Genomic DNA, 18,983 nt, shown 5'->3' with positions numbered 1-18,983 from the left:
CGTTTTAAGGGCTGCAGGCCCGAATCCGATCAAGGGGAGGCCGGGGAGAGTCGGGATGGTTGCGCTCAGTCGCACAGAGGATCAGCTGGCGGCCGCCTTGAAGGTGGTGGAGGAAAGTGACGCTTCGGTTATCGAGAAAGCCGAAATGCTCATGGAAATTGCCATGGGTCTGCAACAGCGGCCGAAGGAAGCCGACGACCTGCTGGCAGCCATCGAACTCTATGAACAGGCAATCCATCAGTGCGGAGACCAGGATGCACTGCTGACTGCCCGGATTCGTGCGCGAATGGCCACGGCGCTCATGGCAATTCCTTCCGAAATTGCCGCACCGATCGAACAGGCTCGTGACTTGCTGAAACAGGCAACACCGGTCCTGGCGGAGGGAGGCAGCGGCGAAGAGGTGGCTGAAGCGGAAATGAACCTTGGCCTCGCCCTGCAGACTCTTGCAGGCGCAGGCATGGCACGAATTACAGATGCAATATCCGCCTATCAGCGATCGCTGCGGACGTTCAACAAGCTGCGTCATCCACGCGAATATGCCATTCTGAACAACAATCTGGCGACCGCCTTCCTCTCCGTTCCGATTACGAGCGAAAGCGGCAAGATCAGCGAAGCGCTGGCGGTGCAATCATTTGAAGAAGGACTTTCGGCGGTCAATCTGATCGATCAGCCGATGGAATATGCAATGCTGCAGAACAATCTGGGCAATGCGCTGCAATATGCATCATCGAGCCACCGGGTCGAGAACGGTTTCCGTGCGCTGGAGGCCTATGACGAGGCGTTGAAGGTGCGCCAGCGGGACAACACTCCGCTTGAATATGCCAACACCATAGCGAACAAGGCCAATTGCCTTTGCAACCTCCCTGACGATCCGGAAGACGGAGAAGCAGGCAATCCACGCAACATCGCGCAGGCGATCAAGCTGCTGCGCGAAGCGCGCGAAATATTTGCCGCTTCCGGAGCGCAGGACCGGGCCGAGAGCGCGGCGCAAACGATCATCGAACTTGAAATGGCAGTGCGCGGCGAACCCTCGCGCGCCAACGGCGGATTTTAGAGAACAATGGAGGTGAATTTGCTCGTAATTTTACTGCTGGCCCTAGTGGCCGGAATAGCAGGGGCTCTTGTCGGCGGCGCGCTCTCGGGCCTGAAGATTGGCGGGGCTGCGCTGGGCAAGCAACTGGCAGCCCAACTGGGCGGGCTATACGGCCTGCTCGCCGGAGTTCCCGGTGTAGTCATGGGACTCGCCGTGCTGTTTTTCATGCAATCGGCCTGAGGGAGACTACCATGTTTGATATGGTTTTCAGTTCAACCAAGTTGTTTTTTCAGGGCAAGCTGTTCCAGGATACGGCCCTCGCCATCCGTCTACTTGTGACCGGGGCTGCCGCAGCTACCGTTGCAACTGTATTGGTTGGCATGGTTGCACCACTATGGGGAGCGGCGATTGCCGGGGGCCTGGTGGGCGGCTTGCTTCAGCCTTACCTCTACCGGAACATCAAGTACGCCTGATCCGATGTCAGAGGCGGATCCCCAGCGGCCCGAGCCAACGCTTTCCCGCCTGCTGGGGGATCTGACCGCGCTGGAAGCGCTGGCAGAGAACTGGGAAGAAGGTGCACGCAATGGTGCGCAGGCACGGGCAGCGGCGCTTGACGCGCTCAATGCCGAAGCCTTCCGTCGCCTGATCCGGTCGCTGCGTGAGCTGCCCGGCGCAGCCGAGGCTTTGCGTCAGGCGGCGGCGGACGAGGTGGTCTATTGCGTGCTCCGCCGCCATGGCATCCTCAAGGCCAGCCTGTTCGAGCGGGTCGATGCCGCGCTTGCCACGGTGCGCCCGACGCTGGCCGGCCATGGCGGCGATGCCGAACTGGTCGAAGTATCTGGCGACAAGGCAGTGGTCCGTTTTCTGGGGGCCTGTGATGGATGTCCCGCTTCGGCGCTGACTTTCTATGCCGGGGTAAAGAAAGCGATCACTGAGCAAGTGCCCGAAATCCGCGAAGTCAAACAGGCCAAGGGGCTGGGTGGCGGCGGCGGTGACACGGTGCATTTCACCTCTCCCTTCGCCGCGCATGAGCATGAAGGCTGGCTCCACGCGCTGCAACTGACTGAATTGCCCGACGGGACGACTTCTGTCCTGGAGCTGGAAGGGCGTTCGCTGCTTCTTTCGCGCTTCGGGGACAAGGTTACCTGTTTCGAGAACGCCTGTGCGCATCTTGGCATGCCGATGGACCAGGCGGAAATTACCGATGGCTTCATCACCTGTCCGCACCATGGTTTCCGTTATGCGCTCGAAAGCGGTGAATGCCTGACGGCACCGGAAGTGCAATTGCAACCTCATGCCGTACGCGTCCGAGGGGACGCCATCGAACTGAGGCTGACGCGATGAAAGTATCGCTCGCGCCCTCCTTCCGTCCGGTCAAAGCCGAAGGGACGCAAATCGCGGGGGCACCGCTGCTGGAAGAAGGCGGGCCGCGCGTTGTGCTCGGGTGGTCGCCCGGCGACATTGCAACGCCGCTGTCTCCCGCCGCTGCAAGCCTGTTCGGGCCGCGCGGTGTCTGCCTGCATCCTGATGGAACATTGTGGGTCGCGGATACCGGGCATCATCGGCTGCTGGGATGGCGAAAAATTCCACAATCGGACAATGAGCCTGCCGACATTCTGATCGGCCAGCCGAGTTTCTCACGCGAAGGCCGCAACGCCAAGGGGCCTCCCGGTCCTGCTACGCTCAATGTGCCAACTGGCCTGTGCTCATGGCGCGGCGGATTAGCCGTGGCTGATGCCTGGAACCACCGCGTGCTGATCTGGCGCGAAGTGCCAACAGGCAATGGCCAGCCAGCCGATCTGGTGCTGGGTCAGGAGGATAGTGAATCCGTTCTGGCCAATCGCGGCGCTGACCGTCCAACCTCGGCCAGCCTGCACTGGCCCTATGGCGTGGCCGAAGTGGCCGGCAGACTGGTCGTATGCGACAGCGGCAACCGCCGCCTGCTGGTTTGGAGCGATCCTTCAGAAACCGGCCAGCCAGCCGATCTGGTGCTGGGCCAGCACGACTTCTCTACGCGCGACGAGAACGCGGGCGGCGAAGTCACGGCGATGTCGATGCGGTGGCCGCATGGAGCCTGCTGGTGGAATGGCCATCTCGCGCTGGCAGATAGCGGCAACAATCGTGTAATGCTGTGGCGCGGATTTCCAGAGCACAATGGCGCGCCTTGCGACGCAATCCTGGGACAGCGGGACGCCGCGCATTGCGATCACAATATGTCCTCCTACTATCCCAGCGCGGCCAGTGTGAACATGCCCTATGCGACGGTTGAAGCCGGTGGCCAGCTGATTGTGGCCGATACCGCGAACTCGCGTCTGCTCGGCTGGGCAGACAGCGCCACCGGCATTGCGGCGAACCGGCTTTGTGGTCAGCCGGACTTCGCCAGCAAAGGCGACAATCGCTGGGGCATGCCCGAACGAGACAGCCTGTGCTGGCCCTATGGCCTGTCAGCGCTGGGTGATCTGGTGGCGGTTGCCGATAGCGGCAACAATCGCGTCCTTTTGTGGAATCTGGCGCGGTGACCGGCGAACGCCTTCTGGTACGCGGCCAGGTGCAGGGCGTAGGCTTCCGGCCCACTGTATGGCGGGTTGCACGCGAGCTTGAGCTAACCGGTGATGTGCGCAACACCAGCAGCGGGGTTGAAATTCGCCTTTGGGGCGAAGCGGTGTCGCGCTTTGAAAGCGAACTGCGCGCGGCTCTGCCTGCATTGGCGCGGATTGATGCGATAGAACGCGTGGCAATTGATGCTGTGCGGCCCGAGAGCTTCGTTATCGGTGCATCGGAAGGTGATGGCATGCGCGGGGCTGTAACGCCCGATGCGGCAATCTGCTCCGCCTGCCTTGAAGAAGTGCGCGACCCTTTCGAGCGTCGCTATCGCTACCCCTTTACCAATTGTACCGAATGCGGGCCGCGTTTCTCGATTATCGAGACCGGCCCCTATGATCGTGCCCGCACGACCATGAGGGGTTTCGCGATGTGCCCGGAATGCGGAGAGCAATATTCCGATCCGACAGACCGGCGCTTCCATGCCCAACCTATCGCGTGCCATGTTTGCGGACCACGCGCATGGATCGAGCGCCTTGGCCCCGGTACTGTTAATCACGAAGCCTTTTCGATGATGGACGACGTGGATGCCGCAGGCGGCATGCTGATGAACGGGCATATCGTCGCCATCAAGGGGCTTGGCGGCTTTCATCTCGCCTGTGATGCCACCCGCGCGGAGGTGGTGGCCGATCTGCGTATGCGCAAACGGCGCAGGGGCAAGGCCTTTGCCCTGATGGCGCGCGATCTGGACGTTATCTGCCGTTATGCCGAATTCTCGGAACAGGAAGCCGAACTGCTGGCATCGCCTGAAGCGCCGATCGTGTTGCTGCGCGCATCGGGGGAACCGCTGCCCGAAGCGGTTGCGCCGGGGCTGGACCGTATCGGCTTCATGCTGCCGCACACCCCGCTACATCACCTGCTGTTGCGGCGGATGAAGCGCCCGGTGGTGATGACTTCAGGCAATCTCTCAGGCCGCCCGCAATGCACGACTAACGAGCAGGCCCGCGCCGAACTGGAAGGCATTGCCGAATTCGCGCTGATGCACGACCGGCACATTGCCAACCGGATCGACGACAGCGTTGCGCGGGTCGATCTGGGCCGGGTCCGGCTGCTGCGCCGCGCACGCGGCTATGCCCCCAGAGCTATCGACCTGCCCACCGGCTTTCCGCGTGACATTTCAATACTGGCCATGGGCGCGGAGCTCAAGAACAGCTTCTGTCTGGTGCGCGATGGCGAAGCTGTGCTGAGCCAGCACATGGGCGATCTGGAAGATGCGGCCACCGAAGATGATGTGCGCCGCAACCTCGATCTTTATACCCAGCTCTACGACCATCAGCCAGCGGCAATCGCGGTGGACGCGCATCCTGAATATCTTTCGACCAAGCATGGGCGCGAAATCGCGGATGGACGACCGGTGATCGCGGTACAGCATCACCACGCCCATATCGCCGCCTGTCTGGCAGAAAACGGCCGCTCGCTCGATGCCGCCCCTGTACTGGGAATCGCGCTTGACGGTCTGGGTCTGGGTGATGACGGCACGATCTGGGGCGGTGAGTTCCTGATCTGCGATTATCGCGGATACCGTCGTGCCGGGATGCTCAAGCCGGTCGCACTACCGGGTGGGACTGCGGCGATCCGCGAACCCTGGCGCAATGCCTATGCCCATTTGATGGCGCAGATGGGCTGGGCCGAATTCGCGATGAATTTCGCTGACCTGCCATTGTTTGCCCGCCTTTCCGCCATGCCGCGATCCACGATCGATGCGATGATCGCCAGCGGCACCAATAGCCCACTTTCTTCCTCATGCGGGCGGTTGTTCGATGCCGCTGCGGCGATCTGCGGTCTCGCCTGGGATCGGCAGGAATATGAAGGGCAGGCAGCCATGTTGCTGGAAGCAGCAATCGATCCGGCGGCGCTGAATGAGCCGGACGATCTGGCCTATCCTTTTTCCATTCCGTTGCTGGGCGGGCGTGGGCTTCCCTATGTTGAACCGCTCGCCGTGTGGCGGGCGATGCTGGGTGACCTGCTGCTGAATACGCCTGTTGGGGTGATGTCCGCGCGGTTCCATCGCGGCCTCGCACGGTCTGTTGTGGCCATGGCGCAGCGCCTGACCGCAGACGATGGCCCTGATACTGTGGCCCTGTCTGGCGGCTGTTTCCAGAACGCCACGCTGTTCCGCCTGGTCCATGAAGGATTGGAACAACTGGGGCTCAACGTCCTCAGCCACTCGAGAGTGCCCGCCAATGATGGCGGTCTGGCTTTGGGGCAGGCCGCTGTGGCCATGGCCCATTTGCACGAAGCGACCGCGGAAACCGAAAATGGGAGAGAAGTATGTGCTTAGGTATTCCGGGACAGATCGTGGAGATCACCGATGCCGGGCGCAAGCTGGGCGTGGCCAATGTCTCGGGCGTGCGGCGCCCGGTCAACCTCGCCTGCGTTATTGGCGAAGGCAGTGTCGAAGACCTGATCGGCACATGGGTGCTGATCCATGTCGGATTTGCCATGAGCAAGATTGACGAGGATCAGGCGGCCGAAACACTGCGCATCCTGACCGAGCTGGGAGAGGCGCAGCAGGAACTTGCAGCCATGCGCGACGGCGATCGCGCGTTGGGAGACGCGCAGTGGTGACCACTGGCCCTGCCTTGAATGCGCTTTATCCGCATATGCGCAGACGTGGCGAACAGCTCCGTGCCTCGGCGCAAAGCCTGCGCCATTCGGTTGAGAGCAAGGCTCGGGACCACACTGAGGTGTTCGGCAAGTTTTTTGCAGAACAGGCAGACGAGCTGGTCGCCGCCGCGACCACGCTGGCCGCAAGCTATCGCCAGGGCGGGCGCCTGCTGGCCATGGGCAATGGCGGATCGAGCTGTGATGCCGCGCATGTCGCGGTGGAGTTTCTCCATCCAGTGACCGCCGGAAGGCCGGCGCTGGGTGCGATCAACCTCGCGGCCGATGTCGCGATGCTGACGGCAGTCGGTAATGATGTCGGACAGGACCATGTGTTCGTGCGTCCGCTGATTGCCCACGGGCGGCACGGTGATTGCCTGATCGGCTTTTCGACCAGCGGCAATTCCGCAAACCTCATCCGGGCTTTTGCCAAGGCACGGGAGATGGGCATTGCCACGATCGGCCTGGCGGGTGGTGACGGGGGCGAGATGGCCCGCGCCGGACTGGATCATCTGCTGGTGGTCCCAACAGGCTCGATCCACCGGGTGCAGGAATGCCACCTCGCGGCCTATCACATCCTCTGGGACCTGACCCACACGCTGCTAGCCAATGACCGGGCCGCACCGCTGGAGGCAGGCGCATGAAGTATGTCGACGAATTCCGCGATCCGGTTCGCGCCGGTGTCCTGCTCAAGGAAATCGAGGCCCTGACTGCACAGATCATGGCCGGGCGCGATCGCCCAGTCGTCATCATGGAAGTGTGCGGCGGCCACACGCATTCGATCTTCCGATACGGCATCGAGAAGATGCTTCCGCCGGAAATCGAGTTTGCCCATGGGCCGGGCTGTCCGGTTTGCGTGTTGCCGATGGGCCGGGTCGATGATTGCGTGGAACTGGCTATGAAGCCGGAGGTGATCTTCACTACGTTTGGCGATGCCATGCGCGTGCCGGGATCGCGGCTCAGCCTGCTAGGCGCAAAGGCCGAAGGGGCCGATGTGCGGATGGTCTATTCACCACTCGATGCCCTCGCGCTGGCCCGTGCGAACCCGGACCGCGAAGTGGTTTTCTTCGGCCTCGGCTTCGAGACGACGATGCCCTCCACAGCCCTGACAATCCTGCAGGCCCAGGCAGAAGGGATCGGCAATTTCTCGCTGTTCTGCAACCACATCACCATCATCCCCACGATCAAGGCGATCCTCGATTCACCCGATATGGGGATCGATGGCTTTCTCGGGCCGGGCCATGTCTCGATGGTCATCGGCACTGATCCCTATGACTTCATCGCACGCGACTATCACCGTCCGCTGGTGGTCGCCGGCTTCGAACCGCTCGACGTATTGCATTCGGTTTGGATGGTGCTTCGGCAAATGGCCGAAGGCCGGGCGGAGATCGAAAACCAGTATGCCCGGATTGTGCCACGCTATGGCAATGAAGCTTCGCTGGCTGCGGTTACGGAAGTATTCGAACTGCGGGAATTCTTCGAATGGCGCGGGCTGGGCTCGATCGACCATTCTGGCGTCCAGATTCGCGAGGCCTATGCGGCCTGGGATGCTGAGCGAAAATTTGCCGTTGCATCGCCTAGCATTCCGGATCCCAAGGCTTGCCAGTGCGGCGAAGTGCTGAAAGGCGCGATCAAGCCATGGCAGTGCAAGCTGTTCGGTCGGTCGTGCACACCGGAAACACCGATGGGTGCCCTGATGGTTTCGTCTGAAGGAGCATGTGCCGCCTATTATCAGTATGGCGGGATCGATGCGGTGCCGGAGCCAGCGCAATGAACGCTGTAACTCCCACTGGCAACGGACGGCTGCGAGCGGAGCGGGTCACGCTGGCGCATGGCGGTGGCGGCAAGGCCATGCGGGATCTGATCGAGGATGTGTTTACCTCGGTTTTCGAACCCGACGGGTTGGAAGACCAGGCGCGGTTGAGCCACGAAATGTTGGCCGTGGAGGGTGCCCGGCTGGCCTTCACCACGGACAGTTTCGTAGTGCAGCCGCTCGAGTTCCCCGGTGGCGATATCGGCAAGATTGCGGTTTGCGGCACAGTTAACGACCTTACCGTCGGCGGCGCGCAACCGCTGTGGCTGTCGGCGGCCTTTATCATTGAGGAAGGCACCGAAGTCGCCTTGCTACGCCGCGTGGCAGCGGCCATGCGTAGGGCGGCCGACCAGGCCGGTGTGCGGATCGTGACCGGCGATACCAAGGTGGTTGAGCGCGGTGCCGCCGATACGCTGTTCGTCACCACTTCCGGAGTGGGAGTCATCCCTGCGGGACGCGAACTTGCCGCGGAGAAAGTTCGCGCGGGCGATGTCGCGCTGGTCAACGGCGTACTGGGTGATCATGGCGCCGCCATTCTGGCCGCGCGCGGAGACATGGTTTTCGAGGCGGATATTCGTTCGGATTGCCGCCCGCTCAATCACCTGATGGAAGCGGTGATCGAAGCCGCACCGGGTGTGCGCTGTGCGCGGGATGCCACCAGAGGAGGCCTGGCCAGCGCACTCAACGAAATATCGCAAGCCTCGGCCATCGGGATCGAGATCGACGAGGCCAGATTGCCAATGAGGGCCGAGGTCAAGGGCGTGTGCGAACTGCTCGGGCTTGATCCACTCTATCTCGCCAATGAAGGGGCGCTGGTGCTGTTCGTTCCAGAGGAGCAGGCGGAAGCTGCGCTGGCAGCCATGCGCTCAACCGAGGCAGGGCGCGATGCAGCCATTATCGGGCGCGCGGCAGAGATGCGCAGCCCGCGCGTGGTCATGCATAGCCTGTTCGGCGGAAGCCGGATCGTCGACATGCTGGTCGGCGAGCAACTGCCGCGTATCTGCTGAGGGAGAAGACCTGCCATGCAACTCTCGTTGATCGCCCTGGGTTTCCTTGCCGGAATGGGCCATGCGCTCGAACCCGATCACCTCGCCGCAGTCGGTGCCATGGCCACGGGACGGAATTCGCGCCGGTCGATGGTGCTGCGGGGTGCTGCGTGGGGGCTAGGGCATACGCTCACCCTGCTCGCGATCTGTTCTGCAGTGATCCTGCTGGGCATGGCATTGACAGGCCGTACGGCAGCCCTTCTGGAGAGCGCCGTTGGCTTCATGCTGATTCTGCTGGGGGGCGATGTACTTTGGCGGATGCGCAAGGCACGGGTGCATTTCCATCTGCACGATCATTCCGATGGCGAACGTCATTTTCATGCTCACAGCCATCTTGGCGAACGGGCGCCCCATGATGCGAGCCGCCACGAACACTCTCACCCCCACAAATTTCCCTTGAAAGCGCTGGCTGTCGGGCTGGTGCATGGCGCGGCAGGATCGGCTGCCCTGCTTACCCTGGCAGTCGCTTCGGTTGGTGATCCTCTGCTGGCGGTTATCTATGTCCTGCTGTTCGGAGTTGGCTCAATTGCAGGAATGGCTGCGCTCAGCTTTGTCGCCTCCTGGCCGCTTGGCTATGCAGAGCGTGTTGCCTTGCGACTTCATCGAGCGCTGAATCTGTCGTTGGCTGTGCTGGCACTTGGCCTGGGATTGCACACGATCTACGCCAACCTGCCTGGCGTGTTGGGGGCGGCCTGATGCACGAGCTGTCTCTTGCCCGGAATATTGTCGCCATTGTTGGTGATCACGCGCAGGGTCGGCGGGTGTCGCGTGTTCGCCTGGCAGTCGGCCCCTATGCCTGCGTAGAGCGCGAGGCGATCCGATTTTCATTCGAGGTGGCGAGCGAAGGTACGCTGCTCGAGAAGGCTGCACTCGAATTTCTGGAAGGCGAGACCGACCAGTTCATCATCAAGGATTTCGATATGGAGGAAATGGCCTGATGTGCGGCACCTGCGGATGCACCGATCCTGACAACGAGATCGCGATGATCGACCCGGAAACCGGAAAGCGAGTGCTGCTTCGCGGCGGCGATGACCATTCCCACGATCATGACCACACCCACGATCACAATCATTCACACGATCATGATCATTCACACGGGCACCATCATCACCATCATCATGATCACGGGCATGACCATCACCACCACGGTGAACAAGCGGCGCGTGTATCGCTGGAAACCGCCGTGCTTGACCGGAATGATCGCCAGGCGGCTCGCAACCGGGGCTGGTTCGAAGGGCGCGGTGTTGTCGCGCTCAATCTCGTCAGTTCGCCTGGGGCTGGCAAGACGACCTTGCTCGAAACCACGATCCGGGCGCTGGAAGGAAGTCTGCCGATTGCCGTTATCGAAGGTGATCAACAGACGGCCAATGATGCCACGCGCATTCGCGAAGCGGGGGCCCGTGCAATCCAGATCAACACAGGGGCCGGCTGTCACCTCGAAGCCGATATGGTTGCCCGCGCTGTTGAAGAACTCGCACCGAAATCCGGCTCGTTGCTGCTGATCGAGAATGTCGGCAATCTTGTTTGTCCGGCGATGTTCGATCTGGGTGAGCGGATGAAGGTCGCCGTTATCTCCACCCCGGAGGGCGAGGACAAGCCACTCAAATATCCGCACATGTTCCGCGCAGCAGAGGTGGTGCTGATCAACAAGATCGACCTCGCCCCGCATGTTGGATTCGACGAGGCCGCATGCCGCTCAAACATCTCCTCAGTAAACCCCAATGCGCGCGTCTTGCTGGTTTCCGCCCGCACCGGTGAAGGGATGGACGCGTGGTACGATTTTCTGCGAGCAATGGCGTCAGCAGCCGCGGATGGCGGGTGCCTCATTTAGGCGGGACTGCCCACGGGACTAAGATCGTCATCTTGCCCTATCGAGGAATGGCGGCTTTCTTTAGTTTTAGAGCCCAGACCGGACGGTCCGAAACCGGCCCTGTTTCACCCATGATCCGCCGCGTGAATCTATGTCCGGTTTCAACGGTTGGTTCTGAGACCGGGAACGACGGCTCTGTTGGCGGCAGCAGCCTGCCAAACCCTAACCGCAGCTATTGCAATTGGCATCCCGGAACCGGATTTTCCGGACACAAGCCAAAAGCGGTCACATTAACATAGCTTTGAATTATATTGTGATAGACCCTCGAAAATTCCAGCCTTGGCGAAGGTTGAAATGTCCTCAAAGGCAAGAAGGCGATCATTCCTAACGTGGCGAACACGATTGGGCTGTATGGGGATGCTGGCTTTGATTGCCGGACTTACCGGCATCTGGGTTGTTGGTTCGGCAATGACTGGCGCGACCAACGCGTCGGTTGAACCTGCCCCCGCGCCCGCCACCGAAATCCGGTTGACGACATCGGATCAGGTCGAGATCGCTGCGAGTTACTGGAAGGCTGACGATTCCACCGCCCCGGCCATTCTCTTGTTGCACGGCAACGGCGGCAATCGGCGAGATATGCTCGATATGGCAACGTGGTTGGCAGGCGAAGGCTATTCCGTGCTGTCCATCGATATGCGCGGACATGGCCAATCCAGTCCACAAAGCAAAAGTTTCGGCTATCTTGAAGCCCGTGATGCCCATGCCGCACTCGCGTGGCTCAGGCAGCAGCACCCCGCGAGCAAGCTGGGGGCAATCGGTTTCTCTCTGGGCGGTGCGGCCAGCGTTCTTGGCGACAGAGGCCCTCTCGACGTCGACGCTCTTGTGATGATGTCGGTCTACCCTGACATTCGCACGGCCATTTTCAATCGCATCGAAGCCGCCGTCGGGACCCTGCCGGCAGTGGCAATCGAACCGATGCTGAGCTATCAGTCCATTCCACGCTATGGAGTTGGACCGGATAAATTGTCTCCCCTCGCAGCCATGAACAAGGTTCGCGTTCCGGTCATGGTGGTTGGGGGAGAGCTCGACGCATACACTCCTCCCGCTGAGATTGAAGCCATGTACCGGGCAGCACCGCCAGGAAGCGAGTGGTGGATACTGGAGGGCTTGGGACACGATGAAGTGGTTCGCGCTAATGACCCTGCGTTTCGTAAGAAGCTCGAGACCTATCTTGTTCGCAGTCTAGCACGATGAAGCGCGAGATGGTTGGGCTGGGTCCGCCCCTAGGGCGAAGGCACTGGGCATTGCGTAAGTCCTGATGACTCGTCCTCGCCGCGGGATGCACTGCATCACCTACGTACGGCCATGCCAATCGACGAGGTTGGCCCGGTGCGCGTAAGTCGGCTCTTGTCGAAAACCGACGTTTTGGCGATGCGGGGAGGAATAACGGCTTCGTCCCCAAGATCGGTTGTTGGTGCCGATGTTGTAGTTTGATGAACGAACGGAGGGTTTCAGGGGGCAGGTAATTGCCATTGAATGTCGGTTATGTTGGCGATGTCAGGCAGCTGTTGCGAGTTTCTCGACCTTTATATCCTGCTCGTGCTTGCGAGCCTGGGCCAGTTCATAGGTCGTCTGCATCCGCAACAGCGTGTCGGCCTTGATGCCAAAGGCCTTCTCAAACCGGATAGCCATATCGGCAGACAGGTTCGAATTGCCATTCAGCAAGGTGCTCAATGCCTGCCTCGATACACCAAAATGCTCGGCCAAAGCCGTCACGCTGACCTGCGCGGGCTCCACGATTTCCGTCTTCAGCCAGTCCCCCACGTGGACCGCGAGCGACGGGTGCATCTTAAGCGCCATGATAATCCTCCAGATCCATATCGATCAGCGCGCCTTCGTCATTCAAACCGAAGGTCATCCGCCAGTTTCTCGTAACCGTCATCGACCAGATCCCCTTCCGATCGCCTGTCAGCTCATGCAATCCGAAGTTCGGAGGCACCGACAGCTCCTCGAAGCTTTCCGCAGCGTCGATGAAGGCGAGCATCTTGCGCAGTCGCCCCGCATCTCCAACCAGGGGTCAGGACATAGAACGGGCACAGATATACGCTAAGCGTCTCTGCGCGCACTTATGGGTCGACTCTATGCGTCGACGACTCCAGCATTCCAAAGGCATCCATCGGACAGTTGTAGCATCGCCTCTCGTCGCAGAGCCGGCATATCGTCAGCGCCGAGACAGCGTCGTCAGACATCTGCGCAAGTATTGTCTCGGCAATACGTTCCAGCACGAGGCGGTCAGCATTCGAGACATGGCTAAGGATTTCGGATAAAGTCTCGTTTCTTCGTTGCAGGATCGCAGATAGGCGAGTCTCGCCTGCCTCAGTGAGCATCAGCGCTACTGCACGACGGTCCCGTAGCGCTTTGGATCGAACGGCGAACCCGGCTGCAACCAATCGATCGACAAGCCGCACCGTCCCCGCGTGGGACAAGCCTAGCACCCGTCCTAATTCGTCGATCGAAAGACCGGTCGCGTGACCGATGACGACGATCGCCGCGGTGGTTTCGCCACCGCCGGGTATCGTCGGGTCGAATGCCGCCTTCTTAATTCGATCGGTGATGCCCACTGCGAGGGCGCCGAACAGATTGACGAGCCGGTCCGAGAGTACGTTCAAAGGGTTGCCTCATTCATTGACGGCGTATAGTGTATGCGCAGCGCATATATCACGCCTGTCTAAGCATGAAGGCAGGTCATGCGCCATGATGAAAGCGAGGCACCATGTTTTCGACATTACACATAGCTGAAAAGACGACCGGCTCTCGCGGGTCTCTCGCGTTGCTGCGCTGGGCGCTGGTGGTCATCTTTCTCTGGTTCGGTTGCATGAAATTCACGAGCTATGAAGCGATGGGCATCGCGCCATTGATGAAGAACAGTCCGATCATGAGCTGGATTCCGGCCGTTTTTGGGGTGCAGGGTGGAAGCTATTTTATAGGCACCGTCGAGCTCGCGACGGCCGCTGCGCTGATTATCGGTGCTTTCAACAAGACGGCCTCCGCTCTCGGCGCGGCGATGTCATGCCTGACTTATGCCGTGACACTGACGTTTTTCCTGAGCACGCCTGGCGTCGCCGAGCCGACCGCTGGCGGGTTCCCGGCGATTTCGGCCGGAACCGGACAGTTCCTGTTGAAGGACCTGGTGCTTCTTGCGGCATCAGCGTGCCTTCTACTTGCGTCCATACGGACAGCAGACGCGTGACGGCAAACAGGTGATAGGCGACGCTCCGGACCTGCGCTTTTGCCGAACCATACCCGCCTCAGCCCATAACGATCGACAAACCCTGTCGCTTTGATAGGGTGTTCGAAAACATGCTTTCGAGGGTTTGTCGTACATGCTGGTCGGATATATGCGGGTGTCAACGACCGATGACCGCCAAACGGTCGATCTCCAGCGGGACGCGCTCGTCGCAACCGGGGTCGATCATCGGCATCTCCATACCGACAAGGCATCCGGCGCGCGCGACGACCGACCAGGCCTGAAAGCCTGCCTCGACTATCTGAACGCGGGCGACACACTGATCGTGTGGAAGCTCGACCGGCTCGGACGCTCGCTGCCGCACCTGCTGACGATCGTCACCGATCTGAAGGCGCGCGGCATCGCGTTCCGGTCGCTGACCGAGCAGATGGATACGACCACGCCGCACGGCGAATTGCTGTTCTCGCTGTTCGGTGCATTGGCACAATATGAGCGTGCGCTCACGCGCGAACGGGTGATGGCGGGACTGGCTGCTGCCAAACGCCGGGGACGCCAAGGTGGCCGCCCGCCGATGATCGACGCCGAAACGCTCGAGCGGATCACCGCCGCGCTGGATGGCGGGGCCAGCAAGGCGTCCGTCTGCCGGACCTTCAAGGTGCCGCGTTCGACCCTTCTCGGCACGCTTGCCCGGATCGGCTGGACCGCACCGGCCAAGGTCTAAGCCGATGCCGCGTCGCGCCGTCCTGTCGGACGAGCAACGCGCGGCGTTGCTCGCGCTTCCCGACGACGAAACCCTGCTCGTCCAGCACTGGACATTGAGCCGGGACGACTTGGCCATCATCGTCCGCCGGAGGCGACCGCATAACCGGCTGGGTTTCGCGATCCAGCTTTGCGCGCTGCGCTATCCTGGCCGTTTCCTGCGACCCGGTGAACTGATCCCTGATACGCCGCTCGCGTTCGTCGCAGAGCAATTGCAGGTCGGACCCGAGGTGCTGGCCGACTACGCGACGCGCGGCCCGACCCGGTACGAACAGCTCGATGCACTGCGCGATGCATTCGGCTTCATGCCGCTCAGTCGGCCGCTGCGAACGACGTTGCAGGAATGGCTCCTGCCGATCGCGCTGACGACGACCAGCGGGGCTAGGCTGGCGCGCGTGATGCTGGATGAGTGCCGGCGACGGCGCATCATTGTGCCGGGCATCAGTTCGGTCGAGCGGATGGTCGCACAGGCGTTGCTCGATGCCGAACGCCATGTCGCCGAGCATCTGACCCGAGGACTCGATGCTCGACAGCGCCGGCTGCTCGATGCGCTTCTCCTGCCCCACACAGGCACGAACTTGAGCGATCTGGCCTGGGTGCGGCAGTCACCCGGCAAGCCCGGCCGAAAGACATTCGCCGCCATCATCGAGCGACTGACACTGCTTCGGGCCATCGGGATCGATCCGGATATCGCCGTAGGCGTCCATCCCGAGCGCCTCCGACGCCTGTGCCAGGAAGGCGTGCGGCTGACCGCGCAACATGTTCGGACGCTGCAAGCGACGCGGCGTCGCGCCACATTGGTGGCGACCATCCTCGAAACCATCGTTACCCTCACCGACGATGCGGTGCTGATGTTCGATCGCCTGCTTGGGCAGATGTTCCGGCGCGAACAGAACAGCGCGGACACGACACTCAAGCGCAACCGGCGCACCATCAACGGCAAAATCCGGCTGCTTGCCCAACTCGGCGCTGCCTTGCTCGCCGCCAAGATATCAGGTGGCGATATCGGCGCTGCGGTCGAGGCAGCGATCGGATGGAATGATCTCGGCCGCGAGGTCGATGAAGCCCGCAAGCTGATCCGCCCCGATTCGGTCGATCCCGTCGCGGTCGCCGCGACCAATTACCCCGTCCTCCGACAGGTCGGTCCCTCGTTCATCGCCTCGTTCACATTCGGGGCGGTGCCAGCCTGCCATGCGCTCGCGCGAGCGGTCGCGATCATGCGCGACCTTCATTTTGGTCATCTGCGCAAATTGCCTGCAGGCACGCCAGTCGGCTTCATCCGGCAAGCTTGGCGTCGGGCGATCGGCACCGGCATTCCCGATCGCAGGATCTATGAATTGTGCGTGCTGGTCGAGCTTCGCGACCGGCTTCGCGCCGGCGACATGTGGGTCGAGGGAAGCCGACGCTATCGTGCTGTCGAGCAGCAACTCATTCCTGCCCCCGTATTCGCCAACATGCGCGCGGCCGGCCCCTTGCCGATACCGGCACCGGATACGGCCGATATCTGGCTGGCCGAACGACGCGCCCGCCTCGCCCGTCGATTGGCCGAGGTCGAGCGAAAGGCGGAGACGGACGCGCTGGAAGACGTGCAGCTCAGCTTGGGCAGGCTGCGGATTTCGCCCTTGAAGGCGATTACTCCCGAGGAATCCGATACCGCCCTTGCGCCGCTCTATGCGCATCTGCCCGCGATCCGCATCACCGACCTTCTTGCCGAAGTCGATCGATGGACCGGGTTCAGCCAGTGCTTCACGCATCTGCAAAGTGGCCGTGCCGCGGATGAACCACGTGCGATCCTCACGGCGGTGCTCGCCGATGCCACCAATCTGGGCCATACGCGCATGGCGGAAGCCTGCAATCTCGTGACCCAGCGCCAACTCGGTTGGCTCGCCTCGTGGCATCTGCGCGAGGAAACCTACGGTCGCGCGCTCGCCCGGCTTGTCGACGCCCAACACACCGCGCCGCTGGCCGCGCTGTTCGGGTCCGGCACCTCGTCCAGCTCAGACGGTCAGAACTTTCCGCTCGACCGCCGCGCCCAGGCAACCGGCGCAGTCAATCCGCACAAGGGGACAGAGCCGGCTGTCTCCTTTTACAGCCACGTCTCGGATCGCTACGCGCCGTTCCATTCCACAGTTATCTCCGCTTCGGCGAGCGAGGCGGCACAGGTGCTCGACGGGCTGCTCCACCACGGCGCCGATCTGCACATCGAAGAGCATCACGTCGATGGCGGGGGCGTCTCCGACCATGTGTTCGCGCTATGTCATCTGCTTGGGTTCCGGTTCGCGCCGCGTATCCCGAATATCGCCGCACGCCGTTTGCACCTGTTTAACGGCATCGAACCCGGCCCCGATATTGCGCCGCTGGTCGCGGGCCGCATCGACGAAGGTCTGATCGAGGCACACTGGGACGACGTGCTGCGACTGGGAACCTCGATCCGCACAGGCGTCGTCAGCGCCTCGATCATGCTGGAACGGCTCGGCTCCTATCCACGCGCCAACGGCCTGGCACTGGCGTTGCGCGAGATCGGTCGCGTCGAGCGTACCCTGTTCACGCTCGACTGGATCGAGCAGCCCGAACAGCGTCGCCGCGCCACCCGCGAACTCAACAAGGGAGAAGCGGAAAATGCCCTGAAACGCGCCATCTTCTTCCATCGCATCGGCCGTATCCGCGATCATGCGCTGCAAGCCCAAAGCCATCGGGCGAGCGCGCTGAACCTCGTCGCCGGTGCCATCGTCCTGTGGAACACGACCTACCTGCAAGCCGCCCGGATGCATCTCGCCAACCTCGGCCGGCCGGTCCCGCCGGACCTGCTGCAACACCTATCACCGCTCGGTTGGCAGCATATCAATCTCACCGGCGATTACCTCTGGACCGATCCCGATGCGCCATCCACCGCGCTCAGACCGCTTCGCCAGATGCGCGCCGTCGAAGGCACGGCAAAACCTTAGCGTATATCTGGGTCCGTTCTGTGTACCGACCCCTATATGCGCGCGCTGCGGGATACGATGATGTCGCTCTATGAGGTTAGCGAGGTCGTCCCCGGTCAGTCGATGACCTTGCGTGATCTGTTGCGGGATGTTGCGCCAGTCACGGTCCGCGAACACGGCGCGACACAGACCCTCGTCAACTGGGACAAGATCGCTGCACGGGTTGTCGATGTGAACGGTCGCCATGGCATCTCGGGCGCGCTGTTGCCGTTCAGCGCTGATGGCGCCCTACAACTGATCGACGCGTTTGGCCGGCTTGCGGACGATGCAAAGGACACCTCCGAACTAAACCAGACCGACCGGGATGCTATTTTACGGGCATCAGGCCCGATGTTCACGAACATGTGGCTGCTCGATTGTCTGGGCAAAGCCATGCCTGGCACCATGCCGGATATGGTCAACGCCGATGGCGATGATCTTGTGTTCCACCGCATCGTCTTCCCCCTGGCCAAGGGCGTGATCGGCAAGAGCGTGGTTCGCAGGCTGAACGCGGCACAATGGCTGGAGCCTGCCAGCGACACATTCTGGAACTGGCTGGTGCCGGTGACGAAGGAGAGAAAACCACGAACGGCCAAAGGCGGGCAGGCTTTTGTGACGACCATGGAGGACGGCACACCCGTCTTCGCCAATGTCGAGTTGGCGGGACGCAAACTGATCGTTGAGGTCAATAGTGCCGCCCGTGCGGAGAAAGCGATTGCGCAAATGGGCGAATGGCTTGGTGATTGCGTGAGCACACCTATGACCGAAATCCGGACTCTGGCCCAGTTCATGGCTGATGACGCCGCCCGCGCTCCGCAGGAAGAGCCGCTCGATATCCCGCCGGACGAAATGGAGCGCATCGTTCATGATATGCTGACACGCGAATATACCAAAACGCTTGATGAAGCGGTGCCTGCCCTTGGCAACAAGACGCCGCGCGCTCTGGCCCGCACGAAGGCTGGCCGGGCGAAAGTGGCCGACTGGCTCAAATATATAGAGAATGGCGCAGCAAAATCCGGGGTCGGCGAGCCAATGGCTACCTATGATTTTACGTGGATGTGGCAAGAGCTGGGCATCATCGGCCTCCGCAGGTGATGCCCTTGCACG

The 18,983-nt window shown here is 61.6% G+C and carries 21 protein-coding genes; 18 read left to right on the top strand and 3 right to left on the bottom strand.

Translation table 11 applies throughout. The annotated features are described in order from the left end of the window. Positions 1–55 precede the first annotated feature (55 nt). From NJ75_RS01035 to NJ75_RS00970, 14 genes are all read left to right on the top strand, one after another. Positions 56–1,054: a tetratricopeptide repeat protein gene (locus NJ75_RS01035; RefSeq protein ID WP_007015749.1), complete on the top strand. Its 999-nt coding sequence runs from the start codon at positions 56–58 to the stop codon at positions 1,052–1,054. A 12-nt stretch (positions 1,055–1,066) separates the two neighbouring features. After that, positions 1,067–1,273, top strand: coding sequence for a hypothetical protein (locus tag NJ75_RS01030; RefSeq protein ID WP_196490157.1), 207 nt, complete (start codon positions 1,067–1,069; stop codon positions 1,271–1,273). Between the two features lie 11 nt (positions 1,274–1,284). Further along, the gene (locus NJ75_RS24690; RefSeq protein WP_007015751.1) at positions 1,285–1,506 is read left to right on the top strand and encodes a hypothetical protein; all 222 of its coding nucleotides are present in this window, start codon (positions 1,285–1,287) and stop codon (positions 1,504–1,506) included. 4 nt (positions 1,507–1,510) lie between these two features. Next, on the top strand, positions 1,511–2,377 hold the full coding sequence (locus tag NJ75_RS01020; RefSeq protein ID WP_007015752.1) for a NifU family protein: 867 nt from the start codon (positions 1,511–1,513) through the stop codon (positions 2,375–2,377). Further along, positions 2,374–3,552 (top strand): NHL repeat-containing protein, encoded by a 1,179-nt coding sequence (locus tag NJ75_RS01015; protein ID WP_007015753.1) that lies wholly within the window; start codon positions 2,374–2,376, stop codon positions 3,550–3,552. The genes NJ75_RS01020 and NJ75_RS01015 overlap by 4 nt, the downstream gene beginning before the upstream one ends. Beyond that, positions 3,534–5,915 (top strand): carbamoyltransferase HypF, encoded by a 2,382-nt coding sequence (hypF, locus tag NJ75_RS01010; RefSeq protein WP_007015754.1) that lies wholly within the window; start codon positions 3,534–3,536, stop codon positions 5,913–5,915. Before NJ75_RS01015 ends, hypF begins: the two co-directional genes overlap by 19 nt. Next, positions 5,906–6,202 carry a HypC/HybG/HupF family hydrogenase formation chaperone gene (locus NJ75_RS01005; RefSeq protein WP_011536535.1) on the top strand — a complete coding sequence of 99 codons (297 nt, stop codon included), beginning with the start codon at positions 5,906–5,908 and terminating at the stop codon, positions 6,200–6,202. The genes hypF and NJ75_RS01005 overlap by 10 nt, the downstream gene beginning before the upstream one ends. Continuing rightward, a complete protein-coding gene (locus NJ75_RS01000) occupies positions 6,199–6,882 on the top strand; it encodes a D-sedoheptulose-7-phosphate isomerase (protein WP_039330976.1) in 684 nt (227 codons plus the stop codon). The genes NJ75_RS01005 and NJ75_RS01000 overlap by 4 nt, the downstream gene beginning before the upstream one ends. Continuing rightward, on the top strand, positions 6,879–8,012 hold the full coding sequence (gene hypD / locus NJ75_RS00995) for a hydrogenase formation protein HypD (protein ID WP_007015757.1): 1,134 nt from the start codon (positions 6,879–6,881) through the stop codon (positions 8,010–8,012). The genes NJ75_RS01000 and hypD overlap by 4 nt, the downstream gene beginning before the upstream one ends. Further along, positions 8,009–9,058, top strand: coding sequence for a hydrogenase expression/formation protein HypE (gene hypE / locus NJ75_RS00990; RefSeq protein ID WP_007015758.1), 1,050 nt, complete (start codon positions 8,009–8,011; stop codon positions 9,056–9,058). The genes hypD and hypE overlap by 4 nt, the downstream gene beginning before the upstream one ends. A 15-nt stretch (positions 9,059–9,073) precedes the next feature. Next, the gene (locus NJ75_RS00985) at positions 9,074–9,793 is read left to right on the top strand and encodes a HoxN/HupN/NixA family nickel/cobalt transporter (protein WP_007015759.1); all 720 of its coding nucleotides are present in this window, start codon (positions 9,074–9,076) and stop codon (positions 9,791–9,793) included. After that, on the top strand, positions 9,793–10,035 hold the full coding sequence (locus tag NJ75_RS00980) for a hydrogenase maturation nickel metallochaperone HypA/HybF (RefSeq protein ID WP_011536540.1): 243 nt from the start codon (positions 9,793–9,795) through the stop codon (positions 10,033–10,035). The genes NJ75_RS00985 and NJ75_RS00980 overlap by 1 nt, the downstream gene beginning before the upstream one ends. Then, positions 10,035–10,928: a hydrogenase nickel incorporation protein HypB gene (hypB, locus tag NJ75_RS00975; RefSeq protein ID WP_007015761.1), complete on the top strand. Its 894-nt coding sequence runs from the start codon at positions 10,035–10,037 to the stop codon at positions 10,926–10,928. Before NJ75_RS00980 ends, hypB begins: the two co-directional genes overlap by 1 nt. A 396-nt stretch (positions 10,929–11,324) precedes the next feature. Further along, entirely contained in the window at positions 11,325–12,161 is an 837-nt protein-coding gene (locus tag NJ75_RS00970) for an alpha/beta hydrolase (protein WP_062780548.1), read from the top strand. A gap of 303 nt (positions 12,162–12,464) precedes the next feature. Here NJ75_RS00970 and NJ75_RS00965 read toward each other — a convergent pair whose 3' ends face one another. The 3 genes from NJ75_RS00965 to NJ75_RS00955 form a co-directional block, all read right to left on the bottom strand. Further along, entirely contained in the window at positions 12,465–12,767 is a 303-nt protein-coding gene (locus NJ75_RS00965) for a HigA family addiction module antitoxin (protein ID WP_039330864.1), read from the bottom strand. Continuing rightward, positions 12,757–12,951, bottom strand: coding sequence for a type II toxin-antitoxin system RelE/ParE family toxin (locus NJ75_RS00960; RefSeq protein WP_230960668.1), 195 nt, complete (start codon positions 12,949–12,951; stop codon positions 12,757–12,759). The genes NJ75_RS00965 and NJ75_RS00960 overlap by 11 nt, the downstream gene beginning before the upstream one ends. An 82-nt stretch (positions 12,952–13,033) precedes the next feature. Further along, positions 13,034–13,576 carry a MarR family winged helix-turn-helix transcriptional regulator gene (locus NJ75_RS00955; protein ID WP_010339851.1) on the bottom strand — a complete coding sequence of 181 codons (543 nt, stop codon included), beginning with the start codon at positions 13,574–13,576 and terminating at the stop codon, positions 13,034–13,036. Between the two features lie 104 nt (positions 13,577–13,680). Here NJ75_RS00955 and NJ75_RS00950 point away from each other — a divergent pair, with 104 nt between their 5' ends. The 4 genes from NJ75_RS00950 (at position 13,681) to NJ75_RS00935 (ending at position 18,971) form a co-directional block, all read left to right on the top strand. After that, positions 13,681–14,157 (top strand): YkgB family protein, encoded by a 477-nt coding sequence (locus NJ75_RS00950; protein WP_010339850.1) that lies wholly within the window; start codon positions 13,681–13,683, stop codon positions 14,155–14,157. A 133-nt stretch (positions 14,158–14,290) separates the two neighbouring features. Then, positions 14,291–14,875 carry a recombinase family protein gene (locus tag NJ75_RS00945; protein WP_010339849.1) on the top strand — a complete coding sequence of 195 codons (585 nt, stop codon included), beginning with the start codon at positions 14,291–14,293 and terminating at the stop codon, positions 14,873–14,875. Positions 14,876–14,879: 4 nt separating this feature from the next. Next, on the top strand, positions 14,880–17,858 hold the full coding sequence (locus tag NJ75_RS00940; protein ID WP_012449407.1) for a Tn3-like element ISMpo10 family transposase: 2,979 nt from the start codon (positions 14,880–14,882) through the stop codon (positions 17,856–17,858). Positions 17,859–17,894: 36 nt separating this feature from the next. After that, positions 17,895–18,971 carry a hypothetical protein gene (locus NJ75_RS00935; RefSeq protein ID WP_236727034.1) on the top strand — a complete coding sequence of 359 codons (1,077 nt, stop codon included), beginning with the start codon at positions 17,895–17,897 and terminating at the stop codon, positions 18,969–18,971. Positions 18,972–18,983: the final 12 nt, after the last annotated feature.

The sequence above is a fragment of the Novosphingobium subterraneum genome, assembly GCF_000807925.1.
GTDB lineage: Bacteria > Pseudomonadota > Alphaproteobacteria > Sphingomonadales > Sphingomonadaceae > Novosphingobium > Novosphingobium subterraneum.
This window is presented reverse-complemented; position numbering and strand designations above follow the sequence as displayed.